Annotated in this window: 17 protein-coding genes and 1 riboswitch; of the genes, 12 read left to right on the top strand and 5 right to left on the bottom strand. The window is 66.7% G+C overall.

Annotation, left to right across the window (positions count from 1 at the left end):
* Nucleotides 1-6: 6 nt before the first annotated feature.
* Genes QNM97_RS00800 through QNM97_RS00815 form a run of 4 tightly spaced genes read left to right on the top strand, consistent with a single transcriptional unit; the run spans nucleotide 7 to nucleotide 2,962 of the window.
* Nucleotides 7-501 (top strand): Rv0361 family membrane protein, encoded by a 495-nt coding sequence (locus QNM97_RS00800; protein ID WP_283821169.1) that lies wholly within the window; start codon nucleotides 7-9, stop codon nucleotides 499-501.
* Nucleotides 498-911 carry a rhodanese-like domain-containing protein gene (locus tag QNM97_RS00805; RefSeq protein WP_208792763.1) on the top strand — a complete coding sequence of 138 codons (414 nt, stop codon included), beginning with the start codon at nucleotides 498-500 and terminating at the stop codon, nucleotides 909-911. The genes QNM97_RS00800 and QNM97_RS00805 overlap by 4 nt, the downstream gene beginning before the upstream one ends.
* Nucleotides 908-2,107 (top strand): O-succinylhomoserine sulfhydrylase, encoded by a 1,200-nt coding sequence (locus tag QNM97_RS00810; RefSeq protein ID WP_283821170.1) that lies wholly within the window; start codon nucleotides 908-910, stop codon nucleotides 2,105-2,107. Before QNM97_RS00805 ends, QNM97_RS00810 begins: the two co-directional genes overlap by 4 nt.
* Before the next feature lie 21 nt (nucleotides 2,108-2,128).
* On the top strand, nucleotides 2,129-2,962 hold the full coding sequence (locus tag QNM97_RS00815) for a hypothetical protein (RefSeq protein WP_283821171.1): 834 nt from the start codon (nucleotides 2,129-2,131) through the stop codon (nucleotides 2,960-2,962).
* Nucleotides 2,963-3,742: 780 nt separating this feature from the next.
* Here the strand turns inward: QNM97_RS00815 and QNM97_RS00820 are convergent.
* A complete protein-coding gene (locus tag QNM97_RS00820) occupies nucleotides 3,743-5,032 on the bottom strand; it encodes an HNH endonuclease (protein ID WP_283821172.1) in 1,290 nt (429 codons plus the stop codon).
* A 556-nt stretch (nucleotides 5,033-5,588) separates the two neighbouring features.
* A complete protein-coding gene (locus tag QNM97_RS00825; protein ID WP_283821173.1) occupies nucleotides 5,589-6,686 on the bottom strand; it encodes an isochorismate synthase in 1,098 nt (365 codons plus the stop codon).
* Nucleotides 6,687-6,776: 90 nt separating this feature from the next.
* A riboswitch (SAM riboswitch) is annotated at nucleotides 6,777-6,890 on the top strand.
* A gap of 17 nt (nucleotides 6,891-6,907) precedes the next feature.
* Between QNM97_RS00825 and QNM97_RS00830 the strand changes: the two genes are divergently transcribed.
* Nucleotides 6,908-8,212, top strand: coding sequence for an aminotransferase class V-fold PLP-dependent enzyme (locus tag QNM97_RS00830; RefSeq protein WP_283821174.1), 1,305 nt, complete (start codon nucleotides 6,908-6,910; stop codon nucleotides 8,210-8,212).
* Entirely contained in the window at nucleotides 8,209-8,640 is a 432-nt protein-coding gene (locus tag QNM97_RS00835) for a hypothetical protein (protein WP_283821175.1), read from the top strand. The genes QNM97_RS00830 and QNM97_RS00835 overlap by 4 nt, the downstream gene beginning before the upstream one ends.
* A gap of 40 nt (nucleotides 8,641-8,680) precedes the next feature.
* Here the strand turns inward: QNM97_RS00835 and alc are convergent, their stop codons facing one another.
* The gene (alc, locus tag QNM97_RS00840; protein ID WP_283821176.1) at nucleotides 8,681-9,664 is read right to left on the bottom strand and encodes an allantoicase; all 984 of its coding nucleotides are present in this window, start codon (nucleotides 9,662-9,664) and stop codon (nucleotides 8,681-8,683) included.
* A 186-nt stretch (nucleotides 9,665-9,850) separates the two neighbouring features.
* Between alc and QNM97_RS00845 the strand changes: the two genes are divergently transcribed.
* Together QNM97_RS00845 and QNM97_RS00850 are read left to right on the top strand one after the other, a co-directional pair.
* Nucleotides 9,851-10,381, top strand: a complete 531-nt coding sequence (locus tag QNM97_RS00845) for a MarR family winged helix-turn-helix transcriptional regulator (protein WP_283821177.1) — start codon at nucleotides 9,851-9,853, stop codon at nucleotides 10,379-10,381.
* A complete protein-coding gene (locus QNM97_RS00850) occupies nucleotides 10,378-12,090 on the top strand; it encodes an MDR family MFS transporter (RefSeq protein ID WP_283821178.1) in 1,713 nt (570 codons plus the stop codon). Before QNM97_RS00845 ends, QNM97_RS00850 begins: the two co-directional genes overlap by 4 nt.
* A 77-nt stretch (nucleotides 12,091-12,167) precedes the next feature.
* Here QNM97_RS00850 and QNM97_RS00855 read toward each other — a convergent pair whose 3' ends face one another.
* Complete coding sequence (locus QNM97_RS00855) at nucleotides 12,168-12,680, bottom strand: inorganic diphosphatase (RefSeq protein ID WP_283821179.1); 513 nt, start codon at nucleotides 12,678-12,680, stop codon at nucleotides 12,168-12,170.
* A 159-nt stretch (nucleotides 12,681-12,839) separates the two neighbouring features.
* Between QNM97_RS00855 and dacB the strand changes: the two genes are divergently transcribed.
* The 3 genes from dacB to tilS are packed head-to-tail and all read left to right on the top strand — an operon-like array spanning nucleotide 12,840 to nucleotide 16,263.
* Nucleotides 12,840-14,267, top strand: a complete 1,428-nt coding sequence (dacB, locus tag QNM97_RS00860) for a D-alanyl-D-alanine carboxypeptidase/D-alanyl-D-alanine endopeptidase (RefSeq protein ID WP_283821180.1) — start codon at nucleotides 12,840-12,842, stop codon at nucleotides 14,265-14,267.
* Nucleotides 14,258-15,334 (top strand): Rv3626c family coenzyme F420 biosynthesis-associated protein, encoded by a 1,077-nt coding sequence (locus QNM97_RS00865; RefSeq protein ID WP_283821181.1) that lies wholly within the window; start codon nucleotides 14,258-14,260, stop codon nucleotides 15,332-15,334. Before dacB ends, QNM97_RS00865 begins: the two co-directional genes overlap by 10 nt.
* Entirely contained in the window at nucleotides 15,313-16,263 is a 951-nt protein-coding gene (tilS, locus tag QNM97_RS00870) for a tRNA lysidine(34) synthetase TilS (protein WP_283821182.1), read from the top strand. Before QNM97_RS00865 ends, tilS begins: the two co-directional genes overlap by 22 nt.
* Nucleotides 16,264-16,298: 35 nt before the next feature.
* Here the strand turns inward: tilS and QNM97_RS00875 are convergent, their stop codons facing one another.
* Entirely contained in the window at nucleotides 16,299-17,045 is a 747-nt protein-coding gene (locus QNM97_RS00875) for a DUF8020 domain-containing protein (protein WP_283821183.1), read from the bottom strand.
* A 350-nt stretch (nucleotides 17,046-17,395) separates the two neighbouring features.
* On the opposite strand from QNM97_RS00875, the gene hpt reads away from it, so the two are divergent.
* The gene (gene hpt / locus QNM97_RS00880; protein ID WP_283821184.1) at nucleotides 17,396-17,965 is read left to right on the top strand and encodes a hypoxanthine phosphoribosyltransferase; all 570 of its coding nucleotides are present in this window, start codon (nucleotides 17,396-17,398) and stop codon (nucleotides 17,963-17,965) included.
* The last annotated feature ends 248 nt before the right edge of the window (nucleotides 17,966-18,213 follow it).

The following is an 18,213-nucleotide window of genomic DNA, read 5'->3' on the forward strand; positions in this document are numbered from 1 at the left end:
GCCGACATGGCAAAACGCGCAGCCAAGCGGGCCGGGCCGGACGTCGTCCCCGATGAGCCGGTCACCCCGTCGTGGCGCAACGCGTGGCCGTTCTGGGTGGCCCTGGTGGTCGTAGTTCTCGCGGCCGGCGGTATCGCGCTCTCGTACGTGTTCCGTCCGGCGGAGGACCGGGCGAGTGACTCGGCGAAGGTGCAGTACGCGATCAACGATCTCTACACCGCGCGCAACAACGTCGACTACACGGCTTTTCGTGAGCACACCTGTGGCGCCGACCTGAACTCGGCAGGGTTTCCGTCGCAGCCGGAGTTCGCGACGCAGAACCGGCAATCACTGGAGACCAACGGGCGGATCGTGATTCCGACGATCAGCGATGTGACGGTGTCCGGTGACCGGGCGACCGCGACGGTACATTGGCACTTCGACAAGAAATCCGACCAGACGCAGACGACCAAGGTTGCCGCGATTCGGGAAGACGGGAACTGGAAGGTGTGCAAGCCATGACGTATGCCGGAGATCTGACTCCTACGCAGGCGTGGGAGAAGCTCGAGCAGAACCCGAAGGCCAAACTCGTCGACTGTCGCACTCGCGCCGAATGGTCGTTCGTCGGCGTTCCTGACCTCGAAATCCTTGGCAAGCAACCGCTTTTCATCGAGTGGAACACCTTTCCCCACGGCAGCCCGAACGAGGGATTCATCGCCGAGTTGCGTGACGCGGGAATCGCCGACGACGACGAGGTGATCTTCCTCTGCCGCTCCGGGCATCGCTCGATCGGTGCCGCCGAGGCGGCCACCGCCGACGGTGTCGCCAAGGCGTACAACGTTGTCGACGGCTTCGAGGGGCCGCTCGACGAATTCGATCACCGTGGTTCCAAGGGTTGGCGTGCCCTCGACCTTCCGTGGAGGCAGTCGTGAGCCGAGGTCTGCCGGAGGGCGTTTCGGCCGAGACGCTCTCGGTCCGGGGCGGGCTCGATCGGTCGGGTTTCTTCGAGACTTCCGAGGCGCTGTATCTGACGAGTGGTTATGTCTACGACTCGGCCGAGGCTGCCGAGCGTGCGTTCACCGGTGAGGACGAGCGCTTCGTCTACTCGCGGTACGGCAATCCGACCGTCGAGATGTTCCAGGAGCGGCTGCGGCTGGTCGAGGGTGCCGAGGCGTGTTTCGCCACCGCCAGCGGGATGGCCGCAGTCTTCGTGTCGTTGGGTGCGCTGCTGAAGGCCGGCGACCGATTGGTCGCCGCACGCAGTCTGTTCGGTTCGTGCTTCGTCGTCGCCAACGAGATCTTGCCCCGGTGGGGAGTGCACACCGACTTCGTCGACGGTGAAGACCTCGAGCAGTGGGAGCAGGCGTTGTCGACGCCTGCCGATGCGGTGTTCTTCGAGACCCCGTCGAATCCGATGCAGAGCCTCGTCGACGTTGCGAAGGTCTCCGAGCTCGCGCACGCTGCAGGAGCAAAGGTTGTGCTGGACAACGTGTTCGCCACCCCGCTACTGCAGCAGGGGCTGGACCTGGGGGCCGATGTCATCGTCTACTCCGGCACCAAGCACATCGACGGCCAGGGCCGGGTGATGGGCGGCGCTGTGCTCGGTACCAAGGAGTACATCGACGGGCCGGTGCAGACCCTGATGCGCCACACCGGACCTGCGCTCTCGCCGTTCAACGCGTGGACCCTCCTCAAGGGACTCGAGACGCTGAAGCTGCGCGTCGACGCCTCGGTGGCCTCGGCGCTGCGGATCGCGGAGTTCCTGGACGCCGACCCGCGCGTGCGGTGGACCAAGTACCCGTTCCTCACCTCGCACCCGCAGTACGAGCTGGCGACCGCGCAGATGTCCGGCGGTGGCACGGTGGTGACCTTCGAACTCAACGATCGCGACGGCATCGACGGCAAGGAGCGCGCCTTCGAGGTCCTCAACGCGCTGCGCGTCATCGACATCTCGAACAACCTCGGTGACTCCAAGTCGTTGATCACGCACCCGGCGACCACCACACATCGGGCCATGGGTCCGGATGGGCGCGCCGCAATCGGGTTGAGCGACTCCGTCGTTCGGCTCTCGGTGGGTCTCGAGGGGATCGATGACCTGCTGACGGATCTGGATCAGGCGCTGGGGTAGCTCGGCGTGGGGGTGTCGTGGGTGGAACTGGTCGGGCGCAATGCGGCGTCCGGCTCGGTGACGGTCTCGGGAGTCCTCAGATCTCTTGGCTCGGATCGCGGAACCGAACTCGACGAGTCCTATCGGTTCTGGCACGCTCCGACCAATCGGTGGCGTATCGAGATCGATGGTGAGCCGGTGTATCTCAGCGGTCGCGACAGATCGCTGGTGCGCATCGACGGCCATATGACGCTGCTGGACGGCGACATCAGGTTGCCGATACTCGGTCGCGGGGTCAGCCCGTTGCAGCTGCTCGGTCAGAACTCATTGCTGCACAGTATGAGTCGTGACGTCGTCGTTCGCGACGAGCCACGAGCATTGGATGTCGGTGACCGTCGCGCCTGGGCGGTTGTGCTGGGGGACCGCTCCGGGAAGAACGGTGAGATCTCCATCGACGAGTCGACCGGGGTGATCGTGCGGCTTTCGATGTCCGGCGGTTCGGGATCGTCGGAAGTCGTCGAGCTCACCGAGCATGCCTCGCTCCCGGACGGACTCTTCGAGTGGGATGGACTGGTCGTCGAAGCGCCTTCGCCGCGCGGGCGCCGGGCACGACCGGATCCTGGGGTCGAGAGGCAGGAACGATCAGAGGTGTTGCGTGCCTGCGTGACAGCGCTCGATCGTTCGGCAGATGTTCTCTCGCTCATGCAACGTGCGGAATCCGAGGAGGACGCAATCCGGCGACTGGTGTCGGAACTCGGCGTGACGACAGTCGGAGCGCAGGCGATCGCGGCGATGCAGATGTCGAGGTTCCGACCGGATATGGCGGACCAGCTTCGTCGAGCGCTGGCCGACGACGAGAACAACCGTCGACACTGATTCGCCGAGCCGCCGACGCGCTCCCGGTGGGGCGGGTGCACGGGCGTTCGGAGGACGCGCTGAGCATTACACCTTGACGACGAACCTCGACCAGCGGGGGAAGGCGCCCATCCTGGTGGTCGAGGTGCCGAGGAGCGCTAGCGACGAGCCTCGAGACCTGTTGTGCTGAGCGGTTTCTGGTCCATGGTGGTACGGTTCCAGCCTGCTGCAAGCGGTCTCGAGGCTCGCCGCACGCGGCTCGCACCTCGACCAGCGGGGGAAAACGACTCGCCGCGGACGGATGTTGATGCCTTCCTGCCCGACGATCGGATACTCGGACGCTCCCCACCCCGATGGTCGAGGTGTCGAGGAGCGCCTGCGACGAGCCTCGAGACCCCTTGTGCCGATGGGCATCCGGTCCACGGTGGCCCGGTTCCAGCTCTGCTGCAAGTGGTCTCGAGGCTCGCCGCACGCGGCTCGCACCTCGACCGTCGGAGGGTCGTTCCCACCCCGGGCGTCGTGCCCGATGGCCGTCCCATCCCGATGGTCGAGGTGCCGAGGAGCGCCTGCGACGAGCCTCGAGACCCCTTGTGTCGACAGGCTTCCGGTCCACGGTGGTTCGGTTCCAGCTCTGCTGCAGGTGGTCTCGAGGTTCGCCGCACGCGGCTCGCACCTCGACCATCGGGTGGTGACCCCCGCCCTCCGGGGGTCACCACCGTGGGATTTCACTATGGAGTTCTCAAACAACAGATGCGGTCCCGGCCGGCCGGGTGCAGGAATCAGGTAGTGGGGCAGCGTAGGTCAGGCTGCTGTGTCGTCGAGTGGCATGGTGCGTCGGTGATAGGACGGTACGGGTTGTCGTTTCGGGTCGATGCTGGCGGGTGGGATCAGCCAGGGGTGTCGGTCGTATCCGATGATGATGTCCCAGCCGTGGTGGTGGACGTCGTCGTGGCAGCTGGTGCAGAGTAGGCAGCCGTTGTCGAGGTCGGTGGGACCACCGTCGGCCCAGTGGTGCACGTGGTGTGCTTGGCAGCGGCCGGCGTGGGCACCGCATGTGATGCATCCGCGATCCCGCACCAGCAAGGCTTTGCGTTGGCCGGGTGTGAAGAAGCGTTTCTCTTCACCAACACTGAGCGGTACACCGTTGGGGTCGAGCACGATTTTGGTGATCGTGGTGTCGCACGACAACAACTTGGCGGTCGCTTCGGTGATCGGACCCATGTTCTGCAACTCGCCGCCGAGGGCCGGGTTGTCGGCCGACCAGGTCCACAACAACCCGTTGGTGGGTTTCGTCGAGAACGTGGTGTCGGCCAAGCCTTGTGCCGCGAGTTCGACGATCGTTTCGAACGCGGCGGCACAGATCTGTTCGGGTGTCCGCGGATCGGGTGACCCGTCGGGTTGAGGCTTGGGCGCCGACAGGGTTTCCATCAGGGTGCGGGTCTTTTCCCCGGCGATGATGTCGAGGTTCGCCGAGATTTCCAGCCGTCCGTCGTCGGTGATGCGGTCGGTGTAGGAGTTGATGTTCTTGTCCTCGGCGGCTGGTAACCCGCCAGGTGTGTCGGCCGCCAACTCGTTACCCAGCTGCCGTGCGTAGAGGTTGATTTCGGCGGGGGTGAATCCGGCGAAGTAGTGTGACAGCAGTTTCCGGAGATATTCACACCGGTGGACGGTATCGAGGGGTTCGGGGCATCGGGTGTCGATGTGGGCCAACCCGCGGACGATGGCGTCGGTGTGTTCGAAGGAGATGGACCCGTCCGCGGCATGCGCCAACAACAGATCGACATCGGTAGTGGCCGAGATTCGCACGTACCGACCTGCGACCGAGGGTGCGAAGCCCATGCTGATCAACAGTTCTCGTAGCCGGGTGGTTTTGTGGTCGGCGACGCCCAGTCGGTCCAGTTCGCCGGCGAGGGTGGTGGCGTGGTGATCAACCAGGTTCCGCAACAACAGGACTTGTTTCATCGCACCGAAGGCTTGGGGTCCGGTCATCTCCGGGTTCCATTGCAGGTCGCCGAGTTGGGTGACGATGGTGGCGAAGACTGCTTCGGCGTCAACGGTTTCCGCGTCAAGAATGGTAGTGGATTCGATCATGGGCCCCTCCCCGGTGGCTGATCGGTGTGAGGGGTCCAGTGTACATCGCCAGGGTGTTCGATGCAAGGGGTATTTTGGTCAATTCTGGTTGTGGACAACGTGTTTCGGCGCCGATTTTCTGTCGGTGGGGTGTGGTAGGGGGTGCGGGTTTCGTTTGCCAAGCTGTCGATGTGGTTGGGGGGCTTGTTGTCTCGCCGGGTCTCGAGGCTCGCCGCACGCGGCTCGCACCTCGACCATCGAGGGGGAAGGGTGCTCGACCATCGGGGGGGGGTGACTGTCGGGATTGATGAGTTCGCGGCTCCACTGTGCGGACGCGGCTGGTGCAGCGGGGGCGTTTGCGAATTCGACTCGCGTTCAGGTCGTGCGACGGTCGATGGGGAGGGGTTGCTCGGGTACGGGGGTTGTGCGTATGGATCATCGATGGGGAGAGGATGCTGAGTGTGGGGGCCTGGATCGTCGATGCGGCGGGGATGTCCGGGTGCGGGGGTGCGCATGGACCATCGATTGGGGGGGATGCTCGAGCAAGCTTCGACCACCGGGGGAGGTGGCCTGCTGATCAGCGGTTGTCGATTCCCAACGCCCGCAACACCGTTTGCAGTTTGGCAGTGGTCTCGGCGAGTTCGGCTTCGGGATCGGAGTCGGCGACGATGCCGCCACCGGCCCACGTGCGAAAGGTTTGTCGGTCGGCGTCGAGTTCGAGGCAACGAATGGTGACCATCCACTCGCCGTCGCCGTGTGCGTCGGCCCAGCCGACGGCGCCGGCGTAGAGCCCGCGGGGTTCCTCGTGATCTCGGATGAACTGCGAGGCAGCCTCGGTCGGTGTTCCGCACACCGCGGGGGTGGGGCTCAGGGCGAGGGCCAGGTCGAGTGCGCCGACATCCGGATCGGTGAGCCGGGCGTGTATCGGTGTGGCCAGATGCCACATCTCGCCGGTGGAGAGCAATTGAGGTCGGGTCGCGACGGAAAGTTCGTCGCTGATCGGCGCCAACCGTTCACGCAGATGCTCGACGACGAACGAGTGCTCGCGATGATCCTTGTCCGACGCGGCGAGTTTCTCCCGGGCTTCGCGATCGGCTTCCGGGTCCGACGAGCGAGGAGCCGAACCGGCATACGGATGACAGGTGACCTCGCGGCCGCTCTTGTGCAGCAACAACTCCGGGCTCGCGCCGAGCAGCCACGAGTGGCGGGTGTCGACCACGAACGCGTTGCGTTCGGAATTGCCGTGCGCCAGCGCCTCGAGGAGATCGCCGATCTCGACCGGTGAATCAAGAACCGCACCAACGGTTCTCGCGAGCACCACCTTGTCGAGGTCGCCGACACCGATGGCGGCCACCGCCCGGCGCACCCGCTCCCGATGTGTGGCGGCGTCGGGGATCTCGACGAGGTGGGTCAGTGAATGACGGACGGGGGCGCGCCCACCCAGCGCCTGTTCCCGACGCAGCCGCGTGGGTGCGAACAGCGCGGCCGGATCGGCGGGGTCGAACGGGAGTGCGCCGACCACCGACGCCACCGCACCGGATCGCAGTGCCTCGGCGGCGTCGGAGACCGCGGTGAATCGTCGCGCAACGCCCTCGGCCCGAACCGCTCCGTGCGGACGCGACAACACGAACGGGGCAGGCCCCGTTCCCTCATCTCCCACAGGTTCGCCGCTCACCCGACCAACCTAGCGCCGGACGACGCCGGGATTTCGCCCACGCTGAGTGAAAATTGACACCCTCGGACGTGATAGGCCACCCTTGGTGCAGGTCATGAGTGCCAGTGACAAGCCCCGGCTCGCTGGTCGGCAACCCTCCTCCGCGGTGGGGTGCTCCGGGTGACGACCTGGCCGTGTACCACCCGGACACGGCAAGCGTGGATTCCCAAGGAGATTTTTCGATGACTGCTGTCGTCACCCCCGCATCGATCGCCGCCACCGTGTGCGCAGATCCGTCGTCCTTCGAGCCGCTCGCCGAGGTCGTCGGCGCAGGACAGCCGGTGCAGCTCGCCGACTGGAACGAAGTGGCCTACGCCAACCTCGACTACGCCGCGAGCGCCCCCGCCCTGACCGCGGTCGCCGACGCCGTCGCCGCGTCGCTGCACCAGTACGCCAGCGTCCACCGCGGTGCGGGCCATCTGTCCCAGGTCACCACCCGTCGCTACGAGCAGTGCCGGGAGACGGTGCGGCGCTTTGTGCGTGGGCGTGCCGACGACACCGTTGTGTTCACCCGTAACACCACCGACGCCATCAATCTGGCGGCCCACTGCACCCCCGGCGACGTCGTCGTCCTCGACATCGAGCACCACGCCAATCTGCTGCCGTGGGTCTCGCGCGACTCCGGGACTGCCCGCATCGTGACCGCGCGTCCGGGTATCGAGGACACCCTCGTCGCGCTCGAATGTGAACTGGCCGCGGCACCCGCGGCGTTGCTCGCGGTGACCGCGGCCTCCAACGTCACCGGTGAGGTGCTGCCGATCGGTCGCCTCGCCGCCATCGCGCATCGACACGGCGCGCGCATCCTCGTCGACGCAGCCCAGCTCGTCGCCCACCGGCCGGTGTCGATGGTCAGCCACGGTATCGACTACCTGGTGTTCTCCGGTCACAAGGTCTACGCGCCGTTCGGGGCGGGAGTGCTCATCGGACGAACGGACTGGCTCGACGCCGCCGACCCGTATCTCGCCGGCGGTGGCGCCTCGGCGCAGGTGAGCGTCGTCGACGGGCCCGACGAGAACTGCGCGGCCACCGCCTGGCACACCGGTGCCGCGCGGCATGAAGCAGGGTCGCCGAATGTGTTGGGCGCCATCGCCATCGCCGCGGCCTGCGAGGCGATCACCGAGATCGGCTTCGAGGCGATCGGCCTGCACGAACACGAATTGCGTTGCCGTCTCGATGACGGTCTCGCGCGGATCGACGGCGTCGAGGCACTCCGCATCTTCGACGACATCACCGATCGCGTCGGGATCGCCGGGTTCGGCGTCGACGGCATTGCACCGCGCGCCGTCGCCGAATACCTCAGCGACGAACACGGCATCGGCGTGCGCGACGGAAAGTTCTGCGCCCACCCGATCCTCACTCGCCTCGGCCATCCCGACGGCGCCGTGCGCGCGAGCTTCGGCCTCGGCACCGGGGCCGCCGACATCGACCGCTTGATCGACGCTCTGGCACAACTCATCTCGACCTCACCCGGAGGGAACCCGGCATGACCATCGAACTCGATCGCATCAGCATCGGACGGCCGTCGCTGCGGGTCGCGCTCGCCGACGACGTTCCTGCCGAGCCGTCGGCCATCGTCGTCCGTCGACCCACGCTGCGTGACGCCCAGCGGGCCCGCTCGCTGCTGCGGGCCGGTACCCGCGACACCGCGAACTTCTCCGTCGCACTCGAGGTGGAGGTGGCGATCGCGCCCAGCGCCGCGTCGGCGCGGGCGGCGGTCGCACACATTCCGGACGAGATCAACGGCGGCACCGTCCGCTATGTGGGTACGCCGAGCGGTCTGGTGACCCTCATCCGCGACATCTACGCGGCCGAGGTCGCCGACGCGGTGATCCTGGTGCCTCTCGACGGCTCGGCGACGAGTCGCCGTGTGCGCGAGCTGGTGTTGCCGTCGTTCACCGATCGGCGCGCCGCCTGAATCAACCGGCGCTGACCGACATCCCGGCGGCCAGGCGTGCTCAGGCTTCGCCGCGCTCCCACTGCTCAACGAGTTCGGTCTGCGCCTCGTCGGTCAGCAGGCCGTACAGCTTGACTCGGGCCATCCCGCCGTCGGGGTAGACATCGATGCGCGCCTCGGTCATCGGGCGGTCGAGATCGATGACGAACCGGTGCCGGGTGTCGGGCTGTAAGTCGGTGCGGCCCAACACCTCGAACCACTCGCCGTCCTCGCCGTCGCGGCCGCGGACCATCGCCGCGCCGGGCGCGTTGCCCAGGAAGTAGCTGGTGTCGAGTTCGACGAGACTCACCCGGCCCTGTCCGGCCAGGCGTACCTGCACCCAGTCGTTGCCGTCGTCGCGCCGACGCGAGGTCTCCCACCCCTCGCCCATGTGCCGTGCACGGCCGGGCATGAGCAGGTTGTTGGGCGAGCTGTAGAACATGTTGGAGCAGGCCGTGATCAGGCCACCGTTCTCCAACGCGGCCAGGTCGAAATGGCCGTAACGGAAGAAGTGCGGGTTGGGTACGCCGCGCCCGTGCACCCGGAATCGGGCCACACCGCCGTCGGGATGCATCGTCAGGCGCACGTGGGTGAAGCGATCCTTCGCGTCGACCCGGAACGGATTGCGGGTGTCGCCGTCGACGGGGCTCTTCTCGACGATGGTGACCCACTCGGTGTCGGTCAGCAGTTCGTCGACGGAGACGACGCCCTCCTTGGCGGCGGCCTCGACGGAGATGAACGGCGGATAGTTGCCCCTGAACCACGCCGTGTCGACGACGACGCCGTAGATGACACCCGGCGCGCCGAGCCGCACGATCGCCTGATCGACTCCCGCTTCTCGACGCCGTCGCGTCTCCCAGCCGTCGTAGATCTGTCCCTTGTGGCCGAACGTTGCGGGCTGATACTGCGCCGGGGGCGTCTTGATCAGGTTCTGCGCCTCGGCGAAGAGATCGTCGTTGGTCCACACGACGGCGCCGCCCAGGTCCCGTAAGGCCAGGTCAGGCATGGAAGTGAAGTGTGGACGGCTACCCGATGACGTCGGTGGGGGTACAGGGGTCACGACCGTCGATCCTAATGGGATTTGCCATGACGACGAACTCGAGCGCATACTTGCGGCCGTCAACTACATGCACTCAGCAACTAGTTGTACGCGGCAAGGAAATCGGACATCCTCATCGATCGGGGAATCGGCATGCTCGACGATCGCGACATCGATCAGCTCTTCGACGCACTCGCGCGCTACATCCGTATCCGCGACCGCGCGGTCCACACGACCTTCCGCACGCCCGACGGTGAGTTCGAGACGGCGGCCTTCAAAGGCCTGTTCCATCTGGTCAAACGCCCGATGCGCTCACGAGAGCTGGCCGCGGAACTCGGCGCCGATCCGTCGACGGTCAGCAGACACGTCAGTCAGCTCGTCGATCTCGGGCTGATCCGGCGCGAAGCCGACCCGCACGACGGACGCGCGACGCTGCTGGTCGTCACCGACGCCGGACGTGAACGCGTCGAGTCGATGCGGTCGGGGCGCCGCACGGCGGTGAACTCCGCCATGAGCGAGTGGTCGTCCGACGAGCTGGCGACGTTGGTGACGCTTCTCACCCGCTTCGTCGATGCCACCGAGACCCTGGTGCCCCCGGCGTGCGAACGTCGGCCATCCGAGACGGCACCGGCGTCCGAATCCCCACGTATCCCCCCAGCCCCTACGACCTCGAGGACCCCATGACCAACGACAACGTCACCGCCTCGGCGGTGAGCCCCCCGGAGGAGCACGCCGGAGCGGGACTCTCGCACCGGCAGATCCTGACCGTTCTGGCCGGTCTTATGCTCGGCATGTTCCTCGCGGCACTCGACCAGACGATCGTCTCGACCGCGATCCGCACGATCGCCGACGATCTGCAGGGCTACGACATGCAGGCGTGGGTCACCACCGCCTACCTGGTCACCTCGACCATCGTCACACCGCTCTACGGCAAGCTCTCCGATCTCTACGGACGTAAGCCGTTCTTCCTGCTGGCCATCTCGATCTTCGTGATCGGTTCGCTCGCCTGCAGCATGGCGACCTCGATGTACGAGCTCGCCGCGTTCCGCGCCTTCCAGGGCATCGGTGCCGGCGGTCTGTTCACCTTGGCGCTGACGACCATCGGCGACATCGTCCCGCCCCGCGAACGCGCCAAGTACCAGGGCTACTTCCTGGCCGTGTTCGGCACCTCCAGCGTGCTGGGACCGGTGCTCGGCGGACTGTTCGCCGGCCAGTCCTCGATCCTCTGGGTCTCCGGCTGGCGCTGGGTGTTCCTGGTCAATGTGCCGATCGGCATCCTGGCCCTCGTCGTGGTCTACAAGGTGCTCAACTACGACCAGAACAAGGGCATCGGCGGCCGCACCGACTACTGGGGTGCCACCGCGCTCGCGGTGACCGTCGCGCCGCTGCTGATCGTCGCCGAACAGGGTCGCGAGTGGGGATGGCTGTCGGGCTGGTCCTGGCTGTGCTACATCGTCGGCGCCGTCGGGCTCGCGGTGTTCGTGCTCATCGAGCACCTGATGGGTGAAGACGCGTTGATCCCGTTGCGCGTCTTCAAGAATCGCGTCTTCGCGCAGGGCATCGTCGTCTCGATGATCGTCGGTGCGGTGATGTTTGGCGGCATCTCGATGCTGCCGCAGTACTTCCAGGTGCTGCGCGGGTCGAGCCCGATGGTCGCCGGCCTGCAGATGCTGCCGATGGTGCTCGGGCTGATGACCGGGTCGGTGCTCTCGGGTCAGCTGATCTCGCGGACCGGGCGGTACAAGATCTTCACCATCGTGGGCTCGATCCTGATCACGGTGATGATGTTCCTGTTGCACACCGTCGGACTGTCGACACCGGTGTGGCTGGTGATGATCTACGCGTTCTTCCTCGGCTTCGGACTCGGCAACCTCATGCAGCCCATCACCCTGGCCATGCAGAACATCCTGCCGCCCAAGGACATGGGACTGTCGACGGGTACCGCGACCTTCTTCCGGCAGATCGGAGCGACGCTCGGTGTGGCCGTGTTCTTCTCCATGCTGTTCAGCCTGATGGGCCCCAACATCAAGGACGAGATGGTTGCCGCGGCGGCGGCACCGCAGTACCGCACCGCGGTGATGACCGCCGCGTCGAGTCCGGACCCGCAGGTCAGCGGATTCGCCAAGGGCCTCATCAGCGCGTCGCAGAATCCGGGTGGCGGTGGCGGCTCGGCATCGGAGAGCGTGATGTCGGATACCTCGGTGATCAGCAAGCTCCCCACCGAACTGGCCCAGCCGATCAAGCAGGGCTTCGCCAACTCGATGGACCGGGTGTTCCTGACGGTTTCGATCATCTCGCTGCTCGCGATCATCGGCACCCTCACATGGAAGGAATTGCCGCTGCGCAAGGGCAAGCCGCTCGGCGACCCGGAATCCACCGGCCCGGGGCTGTAGATACCGGCATCACGAAAACGGCGCCCGCCCCCGCGATCGGGGGACGGGCGCCGTTTCTCGTATTCGCCTGACCGCGGTCAGCCGCGTGAGGGCTCGTTGGCCTCGTGCGGCTGCTTCGCGAGACGTTCGATGGCCTCCTGGGCCACCTTCTCCGCCTCGGCCGTACCGACCCAGCCACCCGGGTTCACGTGCTTGCCGGGCTCGAGGTCCTTGTAGTGCTCGAAGAAGTGCGCGATGGCCTTGAGCTCGTACTCGGGGACGTCACCGACGTCCTGGATGTGATCCCAGCGCACGTCCTTGGCCGGGACACACAGCAGCTTGTCGTCGCCGCCGGCCTCGTCGGTCATGGTGTACATGCCGACGATCCGGGCACGCACGATCACCCCGGGGTACACCGACTCCGGCAGCAGGACCAGGGCGTCGAGCGGGTCGCCGTCCTCGCCGAGGGTGTTGTCGATGTAGCCGTAATCGGCGGGGTAGCCGAACGCGGTGTAGAGGTAGCGGTCGAGATAGATCTTGCCCGTCTTGTGGTCCACCTCGTACTTGTTGCGGCTTCCCTTGGGGATCTCGATGGTCACATCGAATTCCACGCGTCCTCCTTGATCGTGGCACTGTCGTTGGGGTGAGCGCGGCCGCCGCTGCCCGAAACGCCGGATGCAGGTATCGGCTCATCGTGCGAGTCGGCGGCGCGAATCGCCTCAACGATACTGTTAGGGCCACACGAAGGAACGTCGAGACCCGGAGGTTGTGTGGGTGCACATCACGGAAGCGCTGCGGTGAACCGGCCGCGGACGCGTCGTCGGCGCCTCATCTGGTCGTTGCTCTCGGTCGTTCTGGTCGCGGTCATCGCGGTCGGCGGGGTGTTCACCTACCTGCAGCTGACCAAGCCCGACCCGCTTCCGCCGGGCACCCCCGGCCGGCCGGCCCCGATCGCCTTCACACCCGCCATCGATCCGGTGTCGGCGAACGCGCCCGAACCGACCGCGGCCGGCGTCCGGCGAGCCATCGCCGCGTCGCTCAAGGCGCCCGCACTGGGCACCCTCACCGGCCAGATCAGTGACGCGCTGACCGGAACCGTGCTGTGGTCGCAGGGCGCCGATGAGCCGCGCACCCCGGCGTCGAACGCGAAGATCCTCACCGCGGCGGCGGTCCTGCTCGCGCTGCCCCACGATCAGCGCATCACCACCACCGTGCTTGCCGGGCCCGACGGGCAGATCATCCTCAAGGGCGCAGGCGACCCGACGCTCAGCGCCCAGCCGCCCGGCACCGACACCTTCTACACCAATCCCGCCCGGATCTCGCAGCTCGCCGACCAGATCAAGAACGCCGGGATCGACGTGCGGTCGGTGGCCGTCGATGTCAGCGCGTTCACCGGACCGTCGATGGACCCGACGTGGGATCGCGCCGACATCGCCGGCGGCGACATCACCCCGATCCAGCCACTCATGGTCGACGGTGGTCGCACCGCGCGTCCGCTCGACGAGTACTCGCCGCGCGTCGCCGATCCGGCCATCACCGCGGGCAAGGCGCTCGCCACGGCCCTCGGGGTGTCGACCGACGTCACCGAGACGACCGCGCCGGCGGGTGCGCAGACCCTCGCGAAGGTGTCCTCGGCCCCGCTGCTCACCCGCGTCGACGACATGAACCGCTTCTCCGACAACGTGATGGCCGAGGCGCTGTCCATCGAGTTGTCGGTGTCCCAGGGTGGTCCGGCCACCCTGTCCGGCGGTGCCGCAGCGGTGGTGAAAACTCTGCGGGACAACGGTTTCGACACCTCCGGGGTGACGCTGCACGATTCGTCCGGGCTGTCGTATCAGAACAAGATCCCGGCCGCGTTCCTCGACACCCTGATGGGCGCCATCAGTGGTCCCGACGATCCGAACAGCCCCAACGGTGCCCGCAATGCCAAATTACGTCCGATCCTCGAGGGCCTGCCGATCGCCGGTGGCACCGGGACCCTCGCCGATCGCTTCGACGAACCGGACAACCCGGGAGCGGGCTGGGTGCGGGCCAAGACCGGAACTCTGACCGGCGTCAGTTCGTTGACCGGCATAGTGCAAACCGTCGATGGGCGGGTGTTGTCGTTCGCGTTGATGTCGGGGGGAACCTCCCCGGCCGACGCCCGCCCGGCACTCGACGCCATCCCCGGCGACCTGAGGGAGTGCGGATGTCGATAGATCACGCAGAACACGATCTGGAGTCGGTGGGCGCCAGGATCGATTGGGATCTCGCGTCGACGGTGGGCAAGAAACTCTCGCGCCCCGGACCGAAGATGACCGACTACACGCGGATGGCCGCCCGAGTCGAGCTCGCCGACGCCGCGGTGCGCGCCGAGGCGCCGGTTCGCGAGGTCACCGGTCTGGCCGACGGGCTCGCCGTGCCCGCGGCCCGCGTGCTCGAACGCGACGAATGGATCGACGCCGCAGGACAATCCATGCGATCGATGCTCTCGGGGCCCGGTGACGCCGACGCCTCGCCCGGGCTGAGCGGGCGCATCGGCGGACTGCAGGCCTCGGGTCTGCTGGCCTTCCTCTCCACCGCGATCCTCGGACAGTACGACCCGTTCTCGCCGCCGGAGGAGCCGGTGTCGGGGACCGCCGACGACCCGGGTGTGTTGATGCTGGTGCTGCCCAACATCGTCGGCGTCGAGCGGACGCTGAAGGTGGTGCCCTCGGACTTCCGGCTCTGGGTCTGCCTGCACGAGGTGACCCACCGGGTGCAGTTCTCGGCCAACCCGTGGCTGCGGCAGTACATGCTCGACAACATCGAGGTCCTCACCTCCGACGCCGGCGAGTCGATCTCCGACGTCGTCGAACGCATCACCGGCGCACTCAAGGGCGGCAAGCCGCGGGAGAAGGGCGTGATCGGTGCGATGCAGTTGTTGCAGACGCCCGAACAGTACGACGCCTTCAATCGGATGCTGATGCTCGGCACCCTGCTCGAGGGTCACGCCGATCACGTGATGGATGCCGTCGGTCCCGCGCAGGTGCCCACTGTGGCGTCGATCCGTGCGGCCTTCGACAAGCGGCGCACCGGCCCGAAGAATCCGGTGCAACGCATCATCCGTGCCCTCATCGGTATGGATGCCAAACTGGCCCAATACATTCGGGGTAAGGCCTTCGTCGACGAGGTGGTCTCGACGGTGGGTATGGAGCGCTTCAACGCGATCTGGACCTCGCCGGAGACGATGCCGTTGCCCGCCGAGATCGACGAGCCGGCGAAATGGATAGCGCGGGTGCTCTGACCCGGGCGGTCGAGCGATTCGCCGCCGACCACCTCGACGGACACCGGCAGGTCTGCGTCGGACTCTCCGGCGGTCCGGATTCGCTGGCGCTGACCGCGGCCGCCGTGCGCGCCGGGTTCGAGGTCCGTGCGCTCGTCGTCGACCACCGGCTCCAGCACGGTTCGGCGCATGTCGCCGACGCCGCGGCCGAGGCGGCGCGCGGGCTCGGTGCCCGCGCGCAGGTGATCGAGGTGAGCGTCGGTACCGCGGGCGGGATGGAGGCAGCGGCCCGGGCCGCCCGCTACGACGCGCTCGAGGAAGCCCGGGACGGATGCCCGGTGCTGCTCGGCCACACCGCCGATGATCAGGCCGAGACCGTTCTGCTCGGACTGGCACGTGGCTCGGGTGCCCGCTCGATCGCCGGGATGCGGGCGTGGTCGGCGCCGTGGGGTCGGCCATTCCTGGGCATCCGGCGTGCGCAGACCGTCGGTGCCTGCACCGAACTCGGGTTGGCTCCGCATGCCGATGCGCACAACCGTGATCCCCAGTTCACCCGGGTGCGTCTGCGTTCGGAGGTTCTGCCGCTGCTTGACGACGTCCTGCACGGCGGTGTCGTGGAAGCGTTGTGCCGCACGGCCGATGCGTTGCGCGTCGACACCGACGCGCTCGACGCGCTCGCCGAGGAGCATCACCGTGCCGCTCGCACGGCCGAGGGCCTGGTGATCGCGCCGGTACGCGATCTCGCCACCGCGTTGCGCACGCGGGTGATCCGGCGGTGGCTGCTCGACGTCGGGGCCACCGAGCCGACGAGCCGGGTGATCGGTGCCGTGGACGCGTTGGTCGTCGATTGGCACGGTCAGGGCGGCGTCGCGGTCGGCGGCGATGGCGGGTCCCGACGTGAGGTCGCCCGGGTCGGCAACGTTCTCACGGTGCGGGACTCACCGCGCTGACGTCGCCGGACCCGGGCGTGCGGGGTTGGACCGGCTCACTTCTGGGGTGGGCTGGTCCGGGGTGGGACGAACGGGGAGTTGATGGTCTGCAGGTACTGGATTCCCGCGACGACGAGGGTGCCGCCACCGCCGACGATCGTGCCCGCGACACCGCCGAGACCCGCTGCGGGGACGACCGCCACCAGGCAGCCGATGACCGCGGCGGCCAGTCCGATCGCGCAACCGATGACGCCGCCGACGATCGCGCCGATGATGGTGCCGATCAGCGTCCCGACCGTGGTGCCTGCGCCGAGGATTTGCATGAATTGCGCCAATGCCTGATTGTCGCGTTCTTGTCGGGTCGTCGGGGCGTCGACGAGTTGCTTTCCGGCGGCGACGCGAACGGGTTCCACCAATTGTGGATCGATTGATCGTGAATCGGCCACGCGGCGTGACGGAGTGAGTGTCACCGAATTGCCGGAGATCTGCGCCGCAATCGGGTACTCCCGGTCCTCGAGGCGGTAGCTCAATGGCATTTGGAAAACCGCCGAACCGGCATTGTCGACGATTGCCAGGGTGTTCTGGCCGCGCTGGAATGTGCCGTGCTGCAACGTCAGGGTCAGCGAGGTGCTGGTACTCGACAGCGTGTAGCCCACGGGGGTCGATGGGGCTGCATTGGCCGGAGTTCCGCGCGAAATCAACACCAGTGCAAGAGAAATGGCGACCATCAGGATGATCCCGCGGTGCCGAGATCTGCCGCCGGGGCTCCTGCGGTCGGTGGGTGACGGCGATGAGGTGTGCATGGGGTATCCATTCGGCGGGTCGGTCCGATCCGGGCGACGAGGAATGCCGGGGTGGCACCCGTGGACGTCATCGTCCGGGCGGAAGTATGAAATCCGGACGCTGCCGAGGCGAGTCCGGGTTTTCGGTGCACAGGGTCTTCTTACTGCTGTGAAGATTGTTCAACTTGAATGCGTCAGAAGTCCAAAAAAACGCGTGAGTTGTGACCGCTGTGGCGTCGCGTTATCGAGTTGTGATGTTTTGTCATCGAATGACGGACAAAATGCACGCCCGCGCCATTCTTCATCGGCGTTGGACGGCGCTCACCGACGTCGGATCCACTCAGGCTGCCGGGCATGACAAGCTAGAGGCCGTGGCGAACGAGATCGAACACCTTTACGGCGACGACATCGAAGCGGTGCTTATCACCGAGGAACAGATCAAACAGCGCACCGCCGAGCTGGCCGAGTCGGTGGCTTCGCGCTACGCCGACATCGAGGACGATCTCGTCCTCATCGGTGTGCTCAAGGGCGCGATCATGTTCATGACCGACTTCGCGCGGGCGTTGCCCATCCCGTCGCAGATGGAGTTCATGGCGGTGTCGAGCTATGGGTCGGCGACCTCGTCGTCGGGTGTGGTCCGCATTCTCAAGGACCTCGACCGCGACATCGCCGGTCGGGACGTCCTGATCGTCGAGGACATCATCGACTCCGGCCTCACCTTGTCGTGGCTGATGAAGAGTCTGGCGACCCGCTCGCCGAAGTCGTTGGAGGTGTGCACGCTGCTCCGCAAGCCCGAGGCGGTTCGCTCGCCGGTCGACGTCGCCGAGGTCGGCTTCGACATCCCCAATGAGTTCGTCGTCGGGTACGGCCTCGACTACGCCGAGCGTTATCGCGACCTGCCGTTCATCGGCAGGCTGCGCCCGAGCGTCTACCAGGGCTGAGCACGCAGTTGCTACGCCGGAGCGCACACCGTGGTCCGCGTTCGGGCCGGCGAGGAGCACAGCGACAAAGCCCCGCACCTGCGACGCCGGAGGCGGCGCCAACAAACAGGGAACGGTTTTCCCTGCGCGATCGTTGACCGGTAGCCTTATCACAACGATCACGGTCGATGCTCGGCGTGCGTCTGCACGTTTTGTCCGCGTCAACTCGGCTTGTTGTGGTCACGAATCGATGGGAAGGACCAACGGGA

Origin of the sequence: Gordonia sp. L191, assembly GCF_030077625.1 — a bacterium.
Classification (GTDB): domain Bacteria; phylum Actinomycetota; class Actinomycetes; order Mycobacteriales; family Mycobacteriaceae; genus Gordonia; species Gordonia polyisoprenivorans_A.